At 70.8% G+C, this 18,769-nt stretch carries 17 protein-coding genes; 7 read left to right on the top strand and 10 right to left on the bottom strand.

The window, feature by feature from the left end; all coding sequences use genetic code 11:
* Positions 1-7: 7 nt before the first annotated feature.
* On the bottom strand, positions 8-1,069 hold the full coding sequence (locus tag ACQPZQ_RS26710) for a hydrogenase expression protein HypE (RefSeq protein ID WP_241034399.1): 1,062 nt from the start codon (positions 1,067-1,069) through the stop codon (positions 8-10).
* A gap of 366 nt (positions 1,070-1,435) precedes the next feature.
* Between ACQPZQ_RS26710 and ACQPZQ_RS26705 the strand changes: the two genes are divergently transcribed.
* A complete protein-coding gene (locus ACQPZQ_RS26705; protein WP_433285080.1) occupies positions 1,436-2,938 on the top strand; it encodes a flavin monoamine oxidase family protein in 1,503 nt (500 codons plus the stop codon).
* A 23-nt stretch (positions 2,939-2,961) separates the two neighbouring features.
* Here the strand turns inward: ACQPZQ_RS26705 and ACQPZQ_RS26700 are convergent, their stop codons facing one another.
* Both ACQPZQ_RS26700 and ACQPZQ_RS26695 read right to left on the bottom strand, forming a co-directional pair.
* On the bottom strand, positions 2,962-3,726 hold the full coding sequence (locus ACQPZQ_RS26700) for an IclR family transcriptional regulator (RefSeq protein WP_433285078.1): 765 nt from the start codon (positions 3,724-3,726) through the stop codon (positions 2,962-2,964).
* Positions 3,726-5,279 (bottom strand): APC family permease, encoded by a 1,554-nt coding sequence (locus ACQPZQ_RS26695; RefSeq protein ID WP_433285077.1) that lies wholly within the window; start codon positions 5,277-5,279, stop codon positions 3,726-3,728. The genes ACQPZQ_RS26700 and ACQPZQ_RS26695 overlap by 1 nt, the downstream gene beginning before the upstream one ends.
* A 167-nt stretch (positions 5,280-5,446) precedes the next feature.
* On the opposite strand from ACQPZQ_RS26695, the gene ACQPZQ_RS26690 reads away from it, so the two are divergent.
* From ACQPZQ_RS26690 to ACQPZQ_RS26680, 3 genes are all read left to right on the top strand, one after another.
* On the top strand, positions 5,447-7,066 hold the full coding sequence (locus ACQPZQ_RS26690) for an FAD-dependent oxidoreductase (RefSeq protein WP_433285075.1): 1,620 nt from the start codon (positions 5,447-5,449) through the stop codon (positions 7,064-7,066).
* A gap of 125 nt (positions 7,067-7,191) precedes the next feature.
* Complete coding sequence (locus tag ACQPZQ_RS26685) at positions 7,192-7,878, top strand: Rid family hydrolase (protein ID WP_433285073.1); 687 nt, start codon at positions 7,192-7,194, stop codon at positions 7,876-7,878.
* Between the two features lie 106 nt (positions 7,879-7,984).
* Positions 7,985-9,163 carry an acyl-CoA dehydrogenase family protein gene (locus ACQPZQ_RS26680; protein ID WP_433285071.1) on the top strand — a complete coding sequence of 393 codons (1,179 nt, stop codon included), beginning with the start codon at positions 7,985-7,987 and terminating at the stop codon, positions 9,161-9,163.
* An 18-nt stretch (positions 9,164-9,181) separates the two neighbouring features.
* On the opposite strand, the gene ACQPZQ_RS26675 is transcribed toward ACQPZQ_RS26680, so the two are convergent.
* Positions 9,182-12,052 (bottom strand): AAA family ATPase, encoded by a 2,871-nt coding sequence (locus ACQPZQ_RS26675; RefSeq protein WP_433285069.1) that lies wholly within the window; start codon positions 12,050-12,052, stop codon positions 9,182-9,184.
* 521 nt (positions 12,053-12,573) lie between these two features.
* On the opposite strand from ACQPZQ_RS26675, the gene ACQPZQ_RS26670 reads away from it, so the two are divergent.
* On the top strand, positions 12,574-13,404 hold the full coding sequence (locus ACQPZQ_RS26670; RefSeq protein WP_433285068.1) for an HD domain-containing protein: 831 nt from the start codon (positions 12,574-12,576) through the stop codon (positions 13,402-13,404).
* A gap of 18 nt (positions 13,405-13,422) precedes the next feature.
* Here the strand turns inward: ACQPZQ_RS26670 and ACQPZQ_RS26665 are convergent, their stop codons facing one another.
* Positions 13,423-13,890 (bottom strand): winged helix-turn-helix transcriptional regulator, encoded by a 468-nt coding sequence (locus ACQPZQ_RS26665; RefSeq protein WP_433285066.1) that lies wholly within the window; start codon positions 13,888-13,890, stop codon positions 13,423-13,425.
* A gap of 107 nt (positions 13,891-13,997) precedes the next feature.
* Here ACQPZQ_RS26665 and ACQPZQ_RS26660 point away from each other — a divergent pair, with 107 nt between their 5' ends.
* Positions 13,998-14,627: an isochorismatase family cysteine hydrolase gene (locus tag ACQPZQ_RS26660; protein WP_433285064.1), complete on the top strand. Its 630-nt coding sequence runs from the start codon at positions 13,998-14,000 to the stop codon at positions 14,625-14,627.
* A 117-nt stretch (positions 14,628-14,744) separates the two neighbouring features.
* On the opposite strand, the gene ACQPZQ_RS26655 is transcribed toward ACQPZQ_RS26660, so the two are convergent.
* A complete protein-coding gene (locus ACQPZQ_RS26655; protein WP_433285062.1) occupies positions 14,745-14,966 on the bottom strand; it encodes a hypothetical protein in 222 nt (73 codons plus the stop codon).
* A gap of 7 nt (positions 14,967-14,973) precedes the next feature.
* The gene (locus tag ACQPZQ_RS26650; RefSeq protein WP_433285061.1) at positions 14,974-16,029 is read right to left on the bottom strand and encodes a Rieske 2Fe-2S domain-containing protein; all 1,056 of its coding nucleotides are present in this window, start codon (positions 16,027-16,029) and stop codon (positions 14,974-14,976) included.
* Positions 16,030-16,204: 175 nt separating this feature from the next.
* On the opposite strand from ACQPZQ_RS26650, the gene ACQPZQ_RS26645 reads away from it, so the two are divergent.
* On the top strand, positions 16,205-16,858 hold the full coding sequence (locus ACQPZQ_RS26645) for a TetR/AcrR family transcriptional regulator (RefSeq protein WP_433285059.1): 654 nt from the start codon (positions 16,205-16,207) through the stop codon (positions 16,856-16,858).
* Here the strand turns inward: ACQPZQ_RS26645 and ACQPZQ_RS26640 are convergent.
* Genes ACQPZQ_RS26640 through ACQPZQ_RS26630 form a run of 3 tightly spaced genes read right to left on the bottom strand, consistent with a single transcriptional unit; the run spans position 16,851 to position 18,669 of the window.
* Positions 16,851-17,768 (bottom strand): diacylglycerol/lipid kinase family protein, encoded by a 918-nt coding sequence (locus ACQPZQ_RS26640; protein ID WP_433285057.1) that lies wholly within the window; start codon positions 17,766-17,768, stop codon positions 16,851-16,853. The two genes, ACQPZQ_RS26645 and ACQPZQ_RS26640, sit on opposite strands and share 8 nt — an antisense overlap.
* A gap of 48 nt (positions 17,769-17,816) precedes the next feature.
* A complete protein-coding gene (locus tag ACQPZQ_RS26635; RefSeq protein ID WP_433285055.1) occupies positions 17,817-18,239 on the bottom strand; it encodes a VOC family protein in 423 nt (140 codons plus the stop codon).
* A 10-nt stretch (positions 18,240-18,249) separates the two neighbouring features.
* Entirely contained in the window at positions 18,250-18,669 is a 420-nt protein-coding gene (locus ACQPZQ_RS26630) for a helix-turn-helix domain-containing protein (protein ID WP_433299384.1), read from the bottom strand.
* Positions 18,670-18,769: the final 100 nt, after the last annotated feature.

Below are 18,769 nucleotides of genomic sequence, written 5' to 3'. Positions count from 1 at the left end.
GTTCCCCTTACCAGGACTTCGTGAAGCCGGTGGTCAGCTCGCGCCCGTTCTTGCGCCAGCTCGGTTCCTTGTCGAGCTTCCGTTCCGTGATCCCACGCAGGCGGCGGATGATCGCTCCGTACGCGCCGCTGGCGGCACCGGAGACCCTGCTTCCGGGAGGGGCGTCCATGAAGGGCATGAACTTGTCCGGGAAGCCGGGCATCGTGCAGCCGATGCAGATCCCGCCCACGTTCGGGCAGCCGCCCACGCCGTTGATCCAGCCCCGCTTGGGGACGTTGCACTTGACCACGGGGCCCCAGCAGCCCAGTTTCACCAGGCATTGCGGTGAGCCGTACTCGGTGGCGAACTGGCCCTGCTCGTAGTAGCCGCCGCGGTCGCAGCCCTCGTGCACCGTCTGGCCGAAGAGCCAGGTGGGGCGCCCTTCCTTGTCCAGCGGAATCATCGGCGCCGCGCCGGTGGCCTGGTAGAGCAGGTAGAGGATCGTCTCGGAGAGGTTGTCGGGCTGGATCGGGCAGCCCGGCACGTTGACGATCGGGATGCCGGCGGGGGTCGTGAAGTTCCAGCCGAGGTAGTCGCGCACGCCCATGGCGCCGGTCGGGTTGCCCGCCATCGCGTGGATACCGCCGTACGTGGCGCACGTGCCGACGGCGAGCACGACCAGTGCCTTGGGCGCGAGGCGGTCCAGCCATTCGCTGGTGGTCATCGGCTGGCCGGTCTCCGGGTTGTTGCCGAAGCCGCACCAGTAACCCTCTGGCTTGATCTTCTCGTTGGGAATCGAACCCTCGACCACCAGCACGAACGGGTCGAGCTCGCCCCGTTCGGCCTTGAAGAACCACTCGATGAAGTCGTTGTTGCCACCGACCGGGCCGTTGTCGAAGTCGATGAGCGGCCAGTGGACGGCGATCTTCGGGAGGCCCGGCAGAGCACCGAGGGCAATCTCCTCGATGCTGGGCTGGGTTGCCGCGGTCAGAGCGACCGAGTCGCCGTCGCAGCTCAGGCCGGCGTTGATCCACAGAACGTGGACGGTCGGTGCCTCGGCCTCCGTGGTGGACGCTTCCGTCGTGGACATGGCGGTCCCCTCGATGGCGCTGCCCCGTGGGGCGGCGCCTGTCCGACGTGGTGGGAAAGTCCGTTGTAACGGCCTGGGCCGGGCGCAGTAAGTGATCGCCGTCACTAGATGTTCCGGACACTGAGCGGGTCGGGTGTCCCCCCGAGCGTGGCTGTCGTCAACGACCCGATCGGCGCACCGGCCCTCAGGAACCGGTTCGGAATCGTGGTGGGCAAAGGAAGATCATTACTCGATTCCAGGAATTCCATTTAAGATAGGCGACTGTTGTTCGTCGAATCGGATCAGGAGTGCGTAGTGCCGTTGACGCGCAGATCGTTCATGAAGGGCCTCGGAGTCACCGGGGGCGCGGGGATGATGTATGGGGCAATGTCCGCTATCGGACTGGCCCCGGCTGCGGCACAAGAACCGTTCCGGGTGCCCGAACTCGGCGACCTCGTCGGGCAGGGCCCTGGCCACCACACGGTCACCGTTCTCGGGGCCGGGCCTGCGGGTCTCTGCACGGCATACGAGCTGGGCAAGGCGGGATACGACGTCACGGTGCTGGAGGCGCGTTTTCGCCCAGGAGGGCGAGTGTGGTCCATCAGAGGCGGTACGGAGGAAACAGATCTCGACGGAGAGACACAGCGCAGTACGTTCTCCGAGGGACATTTCCTCAATATGGGCGCCACCCGGATACCGCAAGGCCACGTCACGCTCGACTATTGCCGGGAGCTCGGTGTGGCGATCCAGGCATTCCCGAATCAGAACGCGAACGCATGGGTCAACTACACCAGTGACACACCCCTGACGAAGACGTCGGTGACCTACCGGGCCGCGCGGGCGGACACGTATGGCTACATCTCGGAGTTGCTGCAGAAGGCCGCCTCCCGGGGCGCCCTCGACGACGTGCTGAGCGCCGACGACAAGCAGGCTCTCGCGGAGTTCCTCAAGGACTTCGGCGACCTCAGCAGCGACGGGCGCTACGTCGGCTCCAGCAGGCGCGGATACACGTCCCAGCCGGGTGCCGGCACCGACGAGGGCACCCGGCTCCCGCCGCCGCCTGCCCTGTCCGACGTGGTCCGCAGCGGGATCGGGCGCAACTTCGGGTTCGAGCTCGAGAACGACCAGGCCATGATGATGTACACGGCCGTCGGCGGGATGGACCAGATCTACCATGCGTTCCACCGCAGGCTCGGCAACCGCGTCCGCTTCGGAGCCGTCGTCACGGCGATGCGCAACGTGCCGGAGGGCGTCACCGTCGAGTACACCCACGGCGGCGTCGACCGGTCGATCACCAGCGACTACGTGGTCTGCACGCTTCCGCCGCACCTCGTGGCGCGGTTGCGCACCAACCTCCCCCCGAACGTGCTCGCCGCCTTGCGCGCGCCCAAGGCGGTGGCGTCGGGCAAGCTCGGCATCGAGTACTCGAAGCGCTGGTGGGAGACCGAACAGCGGATCTACGGCGGCGTGAGCAACACCGACAAGGACATCCGCGAGATCATGTTCCCCTTCGACCACTTCCACGGTGACCGGGGCATCGTGGTCGCCTACTACAGCACGGGGAAGCGCCAGGAGGTCTTCGAGCCGCTCCGCCACCGTCAGCGGCTGACCAAGGCACTGGCGGAGGGGGCGGAGATCCACGGCGACAGCTACACGAAGAACGTGGGTCCGTCGTTCTCGGCCGCCTGGCGGCGCATCCGCTACTCGGAGTCCGCGTGGGCGTCGTGGAGCTCCAAGAGCCCCGAGTACAACGTGCTCCTGCAACCGGCCGACAAGATCTACTTCGCAGGCGACTACCTCTCGCACGCGCTGTCGTGGCAGCACGGTGCGCTGACCTCGGCCCGTGCCGCCGTCGCCGCCGTGCACGCCCACGCCGCCGGTCCGCGCTGACTGCGGGCCGACCGGCAGCGGCGCTACGCCATGATCTCCGCGACGATGCGATCGGCGTAGGTGCGCAGGAGCTGGGTCAGGTCCTCGTCGTCGCTCCGGACGCGCCCGGTCCTCCCGATCGCGGCGACGCACCCGATCACCGTCATCCGGTTGTCCCGCAGCGGCACGGCCAGCGCCGAGCGACCCACCTTGATCTCGTCCACCTCGTGGGCGACGCCGCACTCCCGGATCCTGCGGAGCTCGACGGCCAGCACGTCCGGCTCCACGATCGTGCGCCCGGTGAGCGGCCGCAGGGACGCGGGGAGCCCGAGCTCGGGTCGGTGGGAGAGCAGCAGCTTCCCGATCGCCGACGCGTGCAGGTGCGTGCGGATGACGTTCTCCCCGGCCAGTTCGTGGTCGGGGTCGCGGTCCACGAGCCGGATGCGGTCGCCGGCGTAGGACGCGACGAAGATGCCGAACCGCACGCGGGCCCGCAGTTGCTCCACCACCGCGTGGGCCGCCCGGAAGTCCTCCGATGCGTCACCGCCCACCGCACCGGCCAGCTCGCGGGTCCGCCGGCCGAGCGCGAAGCCGGAGAGGTCGGAGACCCGCACGAGGAAACCGTCGGCGACGAGGAGGTTCAGCAGCCGGTACGCCGTGGCCGGGGGGATCCCGCTGAGGCTCGAGATGTCCCTGGCCGTGGCACCCGAGCCGAGCTGTGCGACCGCCTCCAACAGCACCAGCGCCTTCTGCGCCGCCCGTGTCTCGTGGCCACCGGGTTCGTGCTGCCGGTGCGTGACCGCGGCCATCAGGAGGCGTCGGTCGGAGGGCCGCCGCGATGCCGGTGCCCGGGTGGTGCCCTGCCTGCGACGAGGACGGGGTTGCCGTGGGCGTCGGGGGCGAACACGCCGGCGCCGGGCAGCACGTCGTCGGACTCCGCGTGGTCGAACGCTCCTACGCGGTCGAGATCACCAGGGCGTCGCCGAAGCAGCCGGCGGTGCCAGAGCAGGCCTGCGGACAGCAGGGCGGCGATCACGGCGGGGCCGGCGATGTCCCCGTCGAGGATCCGCGCCACGAGCAGGTAGCCCAGGAGCGCGATCCCGGCGAGGCTCGCCGCGAACGCCGCGAGCAGGACCCCCCGCGTCTGCTCCCGGATCCGGCGCAGGAACCGGATCGAGGCCACCGCCACGAGGACGTAGGCGGCCACGACCATCGCCCGCACGACATCGCGCAGGGTGTCGAGCACCGGGGAGGGCGCGAGCAGGGCGCTCGCCGCGGCGACGAGCAGCACGATGGCCAGCAGAGCCGCGTAGGGAGTGCGGAACCGGCGGTGCACCGCGGTGAAGAACGGGGGCAGCAGCCGTTCGACGCCCATCGTGTAGACGAGCCGGGATGCCGCGTGCGACGACGCCGTTGCCGACGCGAGCCACGAGCAGGCCAGCCCGAGGTTCAGGGCGACCACGAGCAGGGTGGGCGCACCGGAGTCCGTGCCGTGCAGGTAGACGTCGACGATCGTGGTGCTGCGGCCCGTCCACGCGGCCCAGGCGGCGAAGACGAACAGGCCTCCGCAGATCATCGGGGTCAGCAGGACCGTGCGCGTGATCGTGATCAGCGGGCGCTTCGCCTCGGGACCGAAGAACGTGGCGCTCTCGAAACCGGCCAGCGCGAAGATCGCGCCGAGGGCGACGTAGAGCACGCCGTGCGGAGCCGTCACGGGTTCGGCGGGTGGCGGCACGGTCCCTGCGGCAGGCAGCAGGGTGAGGGCCACGATGAAGAGTAGGGATCCGGCCTCGACCGCGAGGATCGCGAGCGCGGCGAAACGCGCCCCACGGACCAGCACGGCCAAAGCGGCGGCCGCGACCACGGCGTGCACGGCGAGCGTTGCCACCGGACCGTCGACGTCGACCCCGACCTCGCGGAGCACGGCGGTGAGTGCCGCGCTGCCGCTGTACAGCGTGAGCGTGGCACTCCCCAGGTACTTGACCAGCACGGCGACGCCGGTGGTGAGAGCTGCGCGCGTGCCGAGGCCCTGGAACACGAAGCTGTACAGCCCGCCCGCCGCCGCTTGCCGCCGGGTGAACTGGGTGACGCACAGGGCGATCAGCGAGATCAGGATCGTCGCGCCCAGGATCGTCAGGAGTCCGACGAGCGGCGACGCGTTCCTGAGCATCGTCATCGGCAGGACCACCATCGACGCCGCGGGCGCGGTGGTGGCCACCGACTGGGCGAGCACCTCCACCCCGGAGAGCCGCCTGCGTCCGAGGGCACGCAGCGGCGACATCGCGGGTCGATCGAGCTCCTCGGCGGAGAACGACCGGGTGATGGCGTCCGACAGCGCCGACATCGTTCCCTCCGAGGTCATTTCGCCACTGATCGTGACGAAAATTAGGGCCGAGATGTTGCGCTGAGGTTGCCTGCCCGAGTCGAACGGAGCCCCCGGAGTGGGAACCACGCCGGGCGCTCCCACTCCGTGCACGCCGGATCGTTCGCGGCCGTTCCACCGATCGACTCACACGGCTCCCAGCCTTGGTGACCGTCACTCATCGGGTCGTCGAGAAGGAGCAGGAGCGTGCGGTGCCAGTAACGCGGAGATCGTTCATGAAGGGACTCGGCGTCACGGGAGGCGCGGGGGTGATGTACGGGGCGATGTCCGCGATCGGGCTGGCTCCGGCTGCGGCGGAGGTGCCGTTCCGGGCTCCCACGATGGGGGACCTCGTCGGCCAGGCCCCGGGGCACCACTCCGTTGCCGTGCTGGGTGCGGGGCCTGCCGGCATGTGCGCGGCCTACGAGCTCGGCAAGGCCGGCTACGACGTGACGGTCCTGGAGGCGCGGACGCGTCCCGGTGGGCGGGTGTGGTCGATCCGGGCCGGCACCGAGGAGACGGACCTGAACGGGGAGACGCAGCGCTCCACGTTCTCGGACGGCCATTTCTTCAACATGGGTGCCACCCGCATCCCGCAGAGCCACGTGACGCTCGACTACTGCAGGGAACTCGGCGTCCAGATCCAGCCGTTCGGCAACCAGAACGCGAACACCGTGGTCAACTACGCCAGCGACACACCGCTGTCGAAGACCTCGATGACCTACCGGGCGGCCAAGGCCGATACCTACGGCTACGTCTCCGAACTGCTGCAGAAGGCCGCCTCTCGCGGTGCCCTCGACGACGTGCTCTCGGCCGACGACAAGCACGCCCTCGCGGAGTTCCTGACCGACTTCGGCGACCTCAGCAGCGACGGGCGCTATCTCGGCTCGACCCGGCGCGGGTACACCTCGGAGCCGGGTGCCGGCACCGACTACGGCACGCGCTTGGCACCACCGCACAGCATGTCGGACGTCATCCGCAGCGGGATCGGGCGCAACTTCGCGTTCGACTTCGAGTACGACCAGGCCACGATGATGTTCACCCCGATCGGCGGGATGGACCGCATCTACTACGCATTCCAGGACCGCCTCGGCGACCGCGTGAAGTTCGGCTCCGTCGTCACGGCGATGCGCAACGTCCCCGAGGGCGTCACCGTCGAGTACACCGCGGGCGGCCGGGCGCAGTCGATCACCACCGACTACGTCGTGTGCACGATCCCGCCGCACCTCATCGGCCGGCTGGGCAACAACCTCCCCGCCGACGTGCTGGCGGCGCTCAAGGCAGCCAAGGTGACCTCGTCGGGAAAGCTCGGCATCGAGTACTCGAGGCGCTGGTGGGAGACCGACGAGCGCATCTACGGCGGCGCGAGCAACACCGACAAGGACATCGCGCAGATCATGTTCCCCTACGACCACTTCCATTCCGACCGGGGCGTGGTGGTCGGCTACTACAACACCGGCAAACGCCACCAGGCCTTCGAGTCGCTCACCCACCGCCAGCGTCTGGCCAAGGCACTGGCGGAAGGCGCCGAGATCCACGGCGACAAGTACAAGAAGGACGTCACCTCGTCGTTCTCCGGGAGCTGGCGGCGCACCCGGTACTCCGAGTCGGCGTGGGCGTCGTGGGACTCCACGAGTCCCGAGTACAAGCTGCTCCTGCAGCCCGTGGACAAGATCTACTTCGCCGGCGACCACCTCTCGAACGCGATCGCGTGGCAGCACGGGGCGTTCACCTCGGCCCGGTCCGTCGTCGCCGCTCTGCACAGCCGTGTCGCGGGACCGAGCTGATGAGCCTGCCGTCGATCACCCGGACAGCGATCACCCGGACAGCGATCACCCGGACAGCGATCACCCGGACAGCGACCACCGAGACCCCCACCACCCAGCCACCTCAGCACCGACTGGAGCACCCGATGCCGACACCGCCACACCAGGGAACGCCGCACCGGCGGGCACTAGCGACGGGAGCGGCCGTGCTGGCGCTCGCCGCGGCCGGATGCTCGACCGGTACGTCCGCGGCCGCGCCCGCCCCTCCCGCCGTCGTGTCCCAGGCGGTGCTGGAGCCAGGGCAGGACAACCCCATGATCGCCCAGGGCGTGGCGCTCGGTGCGGGCGCCGCGCTCTACAAGACCAGCGGGCTCGGGCCGAAGCAGATGAACGCCGCGGCCGCCGAGGGGACCCCCGAGTCGTTCATCGACACCGACCAGTTCGCCGGGGGCGTGCTCCCCACCGGGGTCACGATCACCGAGGCCCAGGGGATGAACGTGCTGCGCAACATCCGCGAGAACCTCGAGGCGCAGGGCCTGACCCTCGAGAACGTCACGACGATGCGCGTCTTCCTCGACAACGCCCCCGGCTCCGACCGTGCCGACTACGCCGGCTGGAACCGCGCCTACCGGCAGTTCTTCGCCAACACCAACCTCTCCAGCGGCGACACCGAGCTGGTGCCGCTGGGCAGCGCGGCCCCTGCCGCACCGCTGGTCCGCAACCAGGCGCGGCCGAGCCGTTTCGCGCTCGAAGTGCAGAGCCTTCCCGTGGCGGGCTGGCTGGTGGAGGTGGAGGTCGACGCCGTGTTCCCCGCGGGCAGCGGACCCCGCTGACGACCGGGACGGACGGCCGTCCTACGTACGGCGCCTACGTAGGACGGCCGGGGGATGGGGGAGAGTCCCGATGTGACGTGGTCCGATCCGGGCGATTGTTCACCGCATGACGACCCTGACTGCCCAGCAGGCGATCGAGGCGGCCCGCGCGGTCGCCGCCACCTTGGCGAAGGACGCCGTGGAGCGGGACAGGGCGAACGCCGAGCCGCACGCCGAGGTGCAACTCCTGCGTGACGCCGCCCTCCCCGCCATCCTGCTCCCGCGCGAGGTCGGCGGGTCGGGCCTCGGCTGGGACACCGCGCTGCGCGTGGTGCGCGAGATCTCCGCCGCGGACGGCTCGATCGGCCAGCTCATCGGCTATCACTACATGAACCAGGATCTGATGACCTGGTTGCACAACTCGGATGCGTTGGCCCTGTGGGGCGCGCGATCCGCGGAGCATCAGTGGGTGTGGGGCGACGCGGTCGACGTGTACGCACCGGCCATCACGCTCGTCGAGGACAGCCCCGGTTTCCGGATTTCCGGGCGGAAGAACTTCGCCACCGGCTTCTCGGTGGCGGACGTGTCCGTGGTGGCCGTCGCCGAATCCGGAACGGGATCGCCGTTGCTCGTCATCGTGGAGCGCACGGCAGACGGGGTCGCTCCGGGCGGCGACTGGGACAATCTGGGCCAGCGACTCTCGGCAAGTGGCAGCATCACGTTCACCGACGTCGCGATCACCCCCGAACAGGTGCTCGGCACGCTGGACCCGGCGCGCGCGACGCCGCAGGGCTCGCTGATCGCTCCCGTCAGCCAGGCCGTGCACAGCGAGATGTACCTGGGCATCGCTCAGGGGGCGTTGCGGACGGCGGGGGAGTACACGCGCACGGTGTCACGGCCCTTCCTGCTCTCGGGCGTCGAGTCGGCCACAGCGGATCCGTACGTGCTCGCCACGTACGGGCGGCTCGTGGCGGCGGTGCGGGCGGTCGAGGCGCTGGCCGACGACGTGGGTGCGCACGTGGCCCGGGTGAACGCCGCCGGGAGTGACCTCACCTGGGACGCGCGCGGCGAGCTGGCCGTGCACACCTCGGCGCTGAAGGTGGTGGCCATCGAGACCGTGCTGGAGGTGACGTCGAAGATCTTCGAGGTGACAGGTGCGCGGGCCACCAGCAACGCGGTGGGGCTCGACCGGTTCTGGCGCAACGCTCGCACCCACATGCTGCACGACCCCGTCGTCTACAAGCAGCGCGAGGTGGGCGCGCACTTCCTCACCGGCACCTACCCGCCGTTCACCGTCTACAGCTGATTTCCGGCCGGGTCGCTGTCATCGCGCCGCCCGGACCGGCGCGCCGTCGCCCGCCCGGCGAGCCGCGAGCGCGACGAGCTGGCCGCGCGCCCGCACGTCGAGCTTCCGGCACAGCGCTTCGACGTGCTTCTCCACCGTGCGAGGGGAGATCACCAGCTTGCTCGCCAGTTCACGCGTGGTGGTCAGCCCCGCGCCCAGCAGGTCGAGGACCTCGGCCTCGCGTGGGGTCACGCCGCGCTGTCGTAGCCAGACCGGGACCGGGGGGTTTCCGGCTCGCGGCGAGGCGGCGAGCGCGCGGCAGGCGTCGGCGATCGCCGAAGTGTCGAATCGGTCGAAGAACTCGCCGGCCTCGGCCGCCCAGCTCAGCGGGTCACCCCACCCGTCCGCCAGCGCGGCTTCCGCGACCAGCCGCCGCGCGAGATGGCGCAACCACGGCCAGGGCAGCTCCCGCGGGCCGAAGGAGCTGACGACGGCGGCGGCCTGCTCGCCGTGGCCGCGGCGACCGGCCAGCACCGCCTCGGCGAGGTCGGCGAACGCGGCGTTGTGCCGGTTCACCACGGCCGGGCTGGTGCGCAGCGCCTCGATCGCCGCTTCCGCGTCGCGGCCCTCGACGGCGCGCAGCAGCGCCCAGCACCCCCACCACATCAACGGCCGGACCTCCGCCGCATCGGCGGTGAGCGTGAACGCCGTCTCCAGCTCACGGACGGCCGCCGCCCGGTCCTCCGCGAGCAGCGAGCAGACCCCGCGGGCGAAGCCCCAGATCCCGGCCTCCGCGTCGGCGTCGGCATCCAGCGCTCCGGCCGGGATGGCGGCGATATCGCGTTCGACGCCGACCCGATCGGCCCGTAGCGCGGCGGCACAGGGCACCATCCCGAGCGCGATCACGTGGATCTGGTCGAGGCCGAGCGCGGCAGCACCGTCGCGGGCCGACGCTGCCGCGGCGCGGGCGGCGTCGGGATCACCGTTCATGAGGTGCGAGGCACCCAGATCCAGGTCGAGCACCACCACCAGCCGCGCGGCCCCGGCCGCGACCGCGGCGGCGCGGGCGGCCTCGAGCCGGTCACGCCGCCCGGTGCGGAAGAGATCGATCGTGCCCAGCTCGTGCAGCGCCGACAGCACGCCGAGCGGCAGGTCGTGTGCCACCGCGATCGCGTGGGCCTTCTCGAAGGCGGCCAGCGCCTCGTCCGGGTCGGCCGTGCGCTCGGCCCGGCCCACCACCTGGAGTGCCTCGCACGCGACGTCGGGCCTGCCCGCGGCAAGCGCCGGATCGACGACGCCGGACGCGAGGGCGGCCGCCGCGGCGCGGGCGTTGCGGCCGAGCAGCACGAGCGCGCGAACCAGGTCGGCCTCGGGGGCGTCGGACTCGTGCCGAACCGGGCCGTGCTCGGTCAGGCCGTGCTCGGTCGGGCAGTGCGGGGTGGGCACGGCGGCGGCCGCGAGCTGTACCTCGGCGAGCTCCCACCGGCCCGCCTCGGCCGCCGCCCGGGCCAGCCGGAGATGGGCGCGGCGGCGCACGGTCTCGTCGGGCGCCGAGCGCAGTTCCGCCATCAGTTCCGCGGTGGCGGCCGCGGCCGCGTCGGGGTCGCCGGCCCGGCACCGAACGTCGGCCAACGAGTCGGCGAGCGCGACGCGGGTGGCCGCCGGGCGGGCGAGGGCGAGGCCACGGGTCAGCAACCGGCCGGCGGAGTCCAGCGCTCCGTCGCGGGCGGCGCGGGCGCCGGCGCAGGCCAGGAGGTCGGCGGCGGACGGGTCGCCGGCCAGCTCGGCGAGATCGGCCGCCAGCAGAGCGGCCTCCCCGGGCAGCTCCGGGGAGCGACGGCGCAGCACACGGCCCAGCGCGGCGGCCATCTCTGCCTGCAGCGGGCCGGAGAGCCCGGCGAGCACCGCGTCCCGCGTGAGCGCGTGGCGGAAGCGGTACCCGGCGCCGTCGGGCTCCAGCAGCCCGGCACCGGTCGCCGAGGCCAGGGCCGCCGTCATCGTGGTCGCGTCGAGCTCCAGCGCCTCGGCGACGAGCCGCCAGTCGAACCGGCGGCCGAGCAGTGCCGCGGCGGCGAGCACGCTGCCGTCCACCTGGCCCAGGCCGGCCACCCGCCGCCGGACCGAATCGGCGAGCGAGCGGGGCACCGTCGTGCTGCCGCACGTAATCGTGGAGTCGTAGTCGCCGAGCAGTTCTTCGACCATCAGCGGCACGCCGTCGGCCTGGGCCGTGACCGGCGCGGCGGCCGCGGGGTCGAGACCGCAGGCCCGGACCATCTCGGCGACTCCGGCGTCGTCGAGTGCGGTGAGCGGCAGCGGCAGCGCGCTCCCGCGGGCCGCCAGCGCGTCGGACACGGCCCACGCCTGGTCGCCCTCGCCGCTGCGCAGCGTGGCGAGCAGCAGCACACCGGTGTCGGCGATGTGGTCGCCGAGGTACTCCAGCAGGGCGAGCGTCTCCGGGTCGGCCCAGTGCAGGTCCTCGAGGACGACCACGCAGCCCCGTGGCGCGACGAGCCGGAGCAGCCGCAACAGCCCTTCGGCGAGCACCGGCCCCGACGTCGTCGGCGCACCGGTGGCCCATTCGGGCACCAACGGCCCCAGCACGGCGGCGTACGGCCCGAGCTCGCTGCGGTCGGGTAGCCCGTGGCGGCGGGCGAGGGCCAGCGTGGCCTCGACCAACGGACGCAACGGCGCCGAGCTCGCCCCCGGCACAGCCCGTCCGACCACTGCCGGCAGCCCGGTCGTGCCGGCGAGCGCGAACACCTCACGAGCCATCCGGGACTTGCCGATTCCCGGGTCCCCGCTGAGGAACACGACGGTGCCGGCGCCGCGGCGTGCCGCGCCGAGCAGCTCGACGAGCACGGCGAGCTCCGCGTGCCGCCCGACGAGGGCCGGGCAACGAACGTGATGCACCAGCACCTCCCGTCGTGCGCAGCGGTGTCGGCCTCAACTGTCCACGGGCAGGGGGCGCCCTGGGCATCGTGTGTCGAGGCCCACGGACGCGAGCTCGATCGGAGAGCGTCATGGGATTTCGTTTCGGGATATTCGGAACAGATCGGATCGAATCCGTCGGCCCGGGGGAGAGTGACCGCAGCGGCGGGCGTCCGATTCGGAGCTGCTCGTTGGTACGAGGAGAGATGAGACATCCGCCGCACGACACGGCGCGCCGGGTAGCCGAGGGTCGGTCGCGGGGCGGTCGCCGGCCCGCCCGTTCGGGGTGAACCGCGACACGGGCCCCACCGTCGTACTGGCCGATCACGGCCACGGGTGGTACGACGAAAGGTGATCTCGCCGTCGCCCGGCCGTCACGGTGACAGCCGGCCGATGGGCCGGACGTCGAGGGAAATCGGGCACCGCGGCCGGTGGGGCAACGGAGCCGACTCGACGTGAGCACCTCCGGATGACGTGCGTGAGTCGATCGCAGAGGAGTCGCCATGTCCGTCGATGAGATGTCCGAACCCGTCCCCTCCGTCGAGGTGTCCCCGCAGGAGCTCCCGGGCGCTGTGCGGAGCCTCGGCTCGATGAGCTGGGTGCGCGAGCCGCTCGACGACGCGGTGGGCGGTCGCCGGCGGGTGATCGCCCCGCCGAGCGCCGCGACCATCGGCACTCCCGCGCACGGTGCCAAGGCGGCCCTGCGAGCCGAGCTCGGCAAGCCCAACACGGTGTTCATGATGGGCGACAACCCGGAGCTGCCGCGGATGCCGGAGCGGCCGACACTGCTCGACTACTACCGGCTGCGGTTCGACGGCTTCTCCGTCTCGCACATGCTGCAGAGCGCCAAGATCGCCAAGGAGCGCGGCCTCGACGAGAAGGTCGTGATGGCCTGTCTCCTGCACGACATCGCCATCGCCGGGCTGATCTCCAGCCACCACGGGCACTGGGGAGCGCAGTTGATCGCGCCGTACGTCGACGAGGAGGTGGCCTGGGCGGTCGAGAAGCACGAGGCGCTGCGCTACTTCGCGGACGAGTCCGTCGGCTACTCCTACCCCGAGGCGTACATCGCGTACTTCGGCGCCGACTACGACCCTCCGGCGTACATCCACCAGGAACACGAGGAAGCGCGCAAGCACCGCTGGTACATGACCTCCCGGCTGATCACGATCAACGACATCTATTCGTTCGATCCCGGGGCGCAGGTGCAGTTCGAGGAGTTCGAGGACATCATCGGCCGAAACTTCCGTCAGCCCGAGGAAGGGCTCGGTTTCGACGGGTCGCCGGTGGCGCACATGTGGCGCACGATGATCTGGCCGAACAACTTCCTGTGATCCCGTAGCTGCTTCTCCTCAGCCGTCCCGGGATTCGTCGCGCGGGGCGGTGGGCAGCATCGCCAGGTCCTCGAGGGGGATCTCGGCGCCGGTGTCGTCGACGACGGCGATGTGCACGGGGCGGCCGGTGCTGCGTGAACGCCGGATGGTGGACGGTCCGGCCGGGCGCGGCCGGTACTCGTCCCCCCATTGCTGCAGTGCGGCCAGGATCAGCCGCAGCTGCCTGCCGGAGTCGGTGAGGTGGTAGCCGACGCGGGTGCGGCTGCCGGGCTCCTGGTACTGCTGCGGCTCGAGGATGCCGGCGGCCACGAGGGTGCGGAGGCGGGCGCTCAGCAGGTTGGGCGCGATGCCGAGGGCGCTGCGGAAGTCGGCGAATCGGGTGGTGCCCAAGAAGGCGCTGCGCAGAATGAGGAACGTCCATCTCTCACCGAGGATCTCGAGACTGCGCTCGATCGAGCATGACGGCTCGTTCTCTTCGGCCTCCATTCAACAAGAGTAGGACGAAGGGTTCGATCGCGGTCAGCTGACTCCGGGATCGCAACGTAGCCCGTGCCCCACTGGGACAACGCCGGATCTCTCGACGGGAGAAGATCATGATCGACGATCGGTACGAGGTGTCCAGAACGGCCTTATTGCTCGTGGATCCCTACAACGACTTCCTTTCCGAGGGCGGGAAGCTGTGGGAGGCCCTGCGGTCGGTCGCCACCCAGGTGGGGCTGCTCGACAACCTCCGCGCTGTCACCGCGGCGGCGCGCGCCTCCGGTGTGGTGACGTTCGTCGTGCCGCACCGCAGGTGGGAGCCGGGTGACTACGACGACTGGGACCACCCGAACCCGACGCAGCAGGCGATCCGGAAACGGCACACCTTCGCCCGTGGTGAGTGGGGTGGTGAGTGGCACCCGGACCTCGCGCCTCAGCCGGGCGACGTGGTGATCAAGGAGCACTGGGCGCAGAGCGGGTTCGCCAACACGGATCTGGACTTCCAGCTCAAGCAGCACGGCATCACGCACGTGGTCGCGATCGGCGTACTCGCGAACACCTGCATCGAGTCGACCAGTCGTTTCGCGATGGAGCTGGGCTATCACGTCACGCTCGTGCGCGACGCGACCGCGGCGTTCAGCACGGAGATGATGCACGCCGCTCACGAGCTGAACGGACCGACCTTCGCGCATGCCATCGTGACGACCGACGAGCTGCTCGCGGCCCTGCCGCAGATGTCGTGACATCGGCCGTGGGCCTGCTCGCCACGCCGGAGCCACCTCCCGCTCGGGGGACGGGAGGTGGCCCGGCTTTGTCCCGGTTCATGAGGCCGGGTTCGGGGAGCGGACGGTGCGCGCCGGTCAGACTCCGGCGCCGACGAGTACCGGCTGGACGTGCGAGGCGGCCGGTGGTGGCTCGTGCCCGACGGGATGGGCGAGCAACCAGTCCCACACCTCGACCGGGCCCTCGGCGATGTGCACGGCGCCGCAGTGGCAGGTGCCCTGGAGCTGGTCGCTGCCCGGCAACCACACCACGCGCAGCACGCCGGGCCCGGTGAGCATGCGGGTGGGCTCGATCGTCATGCCGGGCTCACCTCGCCGCCGCCGTGGCCTGCTCCTGCCGCAGCATCGCCGCGAGCATCCGCCGCGCGGCGAGGCCGCCGGTGTCGATGTTGATGGACAGCTCCTGGTAGCCGGCCGGTTCGGTGGCGATCACCTGCTCCAGCACGTCGAGCGCCGCGACGTCCTGCAGCACGACCGTGCGGTTCTGCTCGGCGATGAAGTCCGAGACCGACGCGTCGTCGAGCGCGAAGTCGCGGGCGACCGCCCAGAAGTCGTGGGTGCTGTGCTCGGTCTCCGGGGTGATCGCGTAGACGACCTCGACGTGGAAGGCATCGGGGTCGGTGCCGTCCGGGTTCGGCAGGGACCCGACCGGTGCGATCCGGCTGTGCAGCTTGTAGAGGCACGGCGGGGTGTACTCGATGTCCTGCCAGCGCGCGATGCGTCCGGTCAGGCCGGTGGAGGTCGCGTAGAACGGCGGGCACTCGGCGTCGTCCATGTGCCGGCTGACGTAGACGATGCCCGCGGCCTCGTCGACCTCGGTGGTGATCGGGGTGCTGGCCACCTCGGGCGTGCCGATGTAGCCGCCGTGGAGGTAGGTCTCGTGGGAGAGGTCGAGGAGGTTGTCGACCAGCAGGCCGAAGCGGGCCGCGAGCGGCTCCATCCCCGACACCGTCGTGTAGTCGGGCGAGACCAGCCACGGCGCCCGCGGGATGCGCGTCACATCGGCCCGCGCCGGGTCGCCGATCCACACCCAGACGAACGAGTCCTGCTCCACGACCGGATAGCTGCGCAGCCGGGCGGTACGGGGCACCCGCGTCTGACCCGGTACCGCGACGCACGCACCGTCGGCGCCGTAGGTGAAGCCGTGGTAGCCGCACACCACCGAGTCGCCGACCAGCCGGCTCGGCGCCTGGGACAGCGGGAACCGGCGGTGCACGCACCGGTCGGACATGGCAGTCAGCTGCCCCGCCTCCGTGCGCCAGAACAGGATCGACTCGCCGCAGATCGTGCGGGAGAAAAGATCGTGCCCGATCTCGCGGCCGTAGGCCGCGACGTACCACTGGTCGCGGGGGATCGTCGTCATATCAACGAATGTTCCGACCGGAGCACTGGTCTCCGAACCCCCGTTACCACATGCCGGAAACCTGATCCGCGTCTCAACGGATCAGCCGGTCGATGTCGGCAAGACGCGAGGACGGCGGTGATCACGCCGATGTGATGTCTGGCTACTATCCGCGCGCACCGAGGACGGGAGAACAGTGACCGCAGCCGAGGCGAAGCACAACCAGTCCCCGCGTCCGGGGGGTGACAGGTTCGCGGAGCGCCGCCGGGAACTGGCCGACGCGGCGATCCAGACGCTGTCGGAGCTCGGCTACGCCCGCACCAGCCTCCGTGAGATCGCCCAGAACTCCGCGTTCTCCCACGGCGTGCTGCACTACTACTTCGCCGACAAGGTCGACCTGATCACCTACTGCGTGCGCCAGTACAAGGCGCAGTGCGTGCTGCGCTACGACCAGATCGTGTCCAGGGCGAAGACCCCGCAACGGCTCGCGGACGGGTTCGCCGACGCCCTGGTCGCCACCGTGCGCGACGAGGGCCGGATGCACCGCCTGTGGTACGACCTGCGCTCGCAGGCGTTGTTCGACGACTCCTTCCGTATCGATGTCCTCGAGATCGACGACAGCCTCGAGCGGATGATCTGGCGCATCGTCAGCCGGTACGCCGAACTGCTCGGCGTGGAGCCGACCACCACGCCCTCGATGGCCTACACGATGTTCGACGGCGCCTTCCAGATGGCGCTGCTGCGCCACCTCGCAGGTCAGCCGGAGGCGCTCGCCGAGCTGAGGGCCCACACCCAGATGCTCCTCGCGCACGTCACGTGCACGCCGGTAGGCATCGAACGCGTCAGCTGACCGTCGCCAGCGCCCGGGGCGCGATCTCGACGCAGACGGCGGTGCCGGCCTCGACGGCGAGCACCTCGCCGTCGAGCTGCAACGGCGTCGGCTTCAGCGTGGTGAAGCGGTAGCGGGCGGCGCTGGGCTGCGGCCCGAGTCCCGTGGTGGCCGCGCGGATGGCGACGCCCAGGATGCGCCACTTCGCGGTGTGCGGCAGCGTGATCACCTCGAACCGCCCGTCGTCGGGCCGGCCCGACTCGCTGAGGACGGCGTACTTGGCCATCTGACTGATGTTGGCGAACACCAGGCTGTCGATCCTGCGGCGGCTCCCGTCCTCCAGTTCGATGCTGAAGGGACGGAACCGGGCGAAGGTGCGCACCACGGAGACGATCTCCCGGAAGGAGCCCTTGCCGCCCTTCTCCAGGTCGACGGCGACGACCGGCGTGAGCCCGACCCCGATGTAGGAGTGGGCGTAGTGGACGCGGGCGTCCGGGCCGCTGCCGACGGTGAGGCGGAGCAGGTCGATGCGGTGCACATCGCCTGCCACCACCGCCTCGATCAGCGGGCGTTGCCGGATGGTCCGCCGGTGGTCGTTGGCGTTGCCCGCCGCCATCACCGCACACACGGCGTCGTCGTTGCCGGCCTGCATGACGCCGTCGACCACCTCGTTGTATCCGCCGTCGCCACTGACCGAGACGATCAGCGGGCGGCCGCCACCGGCGGCCGCCTCCCGTGCCAGGTCACGGCCGTGCCCGGCCCGCTGCGTCGGGCTCATCGTCACGGGCAGCCCGGGCAGCCGCTCGCCCAGGCCGGCCCGCAGTTCGTCGGCGAGCTCGGGTGCCTTGCCGGTGCTGTTCGGGTTGAAGATCACGACGACGCGGTCGAACGCGGGGAGCAAGGACCGCTGGGCAGGCCCGTATCGATTCACACGGGCATGTACCCCGGTGCGGTCCGATTCATCCGGTACGAGCGCCCGTCACTCACCCGCCGGTGCGTTCAGCTTCCCGATCCGGATCGCGTTGCCGAACGGGTCGCGGATCCCGAAGTCGATGCCGTAGGGCTTCTCCGTGGGCTCGTCGGTGATCTCCACCCCACGCGCCTTGAGCGTCTCGTACGACTTCTGCGCGTCGTCGGTGCTGATGCACAGCCAGCCGCCCATCGCGCCCTTCGTGACCAGCTCGCGCACCTGCGCCGCGGTCGCCTCGTCCATCGCGGGGGGACCGGGCTTCTCCAGCAGGATCTGCCGGCTGGGGTCGCCGGGGACGTTCACGGTGAGCCAGCGCATGAAACCGAGGTCCTGGTCGGTGTTCAGCTCCAGCCCGAGCTTGTTGACGTAGAAGTCGAGTGCCTCGTCCTGGTCGAGCACGACGATCGAGGACTGCGTGATGTTCTTCAGCATGCGGATGACGCTAGGGCCTGGGATCCGTGTCCTGCTTATCCGAAACTGCTCCGTCCGGCGGCGCCGTGGCCGCGGGGCGCAGCCACGCCTTCGCGAAGCAGGTCGGCACGGCATCGATCGGGCCGCCGCCGCGCCTGCGGTACTCCGACGGCGACTCCCCGACGATCTCGCGGAACGTCCGGCTGAACGTGCCGAGGCTCGAGAAGCCGACGTCCACGCAGATCTCGGTGACGCTGCGGCCGGACGTGCGGAGCAGGAACATCGCGCGCTCGACGCGGCGGCGCTGCAGGTAGCGGTGCGGTGTCTCGCCGAACGTCGCCCGGAACGTGCGGATGAAGTGGGCGGGGGACACCAGCGCGATGCGGGCGAGTGCGGCGACGTCGAGCGGTTCGGCGTAGGTGCGGTCCATCGCGTCCCGCGCGCGGAGCATCCGCCGGTTCGAGTCCTCCACGGCGCTGCGCTCACCAGGCCGCGTCACGGGTGCAGGGTAACCGGCACACACCTCGCAGCACCTAGCGCTTCCTCGCAGC

This window comes from Pseudonocardia sp. CA-142604 (genome assembly GCF_050948475.1).
Lineage (GTDB): Bacteria > Actinomycetota > Actinomycetes > Mycobacteriales > Pseudonocardiaceae > Pseudonocardia > Pseudonocardia alaniniphila.
Note: the sequence above shows the minus strand (reverse complement) of the source record. Positions and strands in the feature narration are given on the sequence as shown.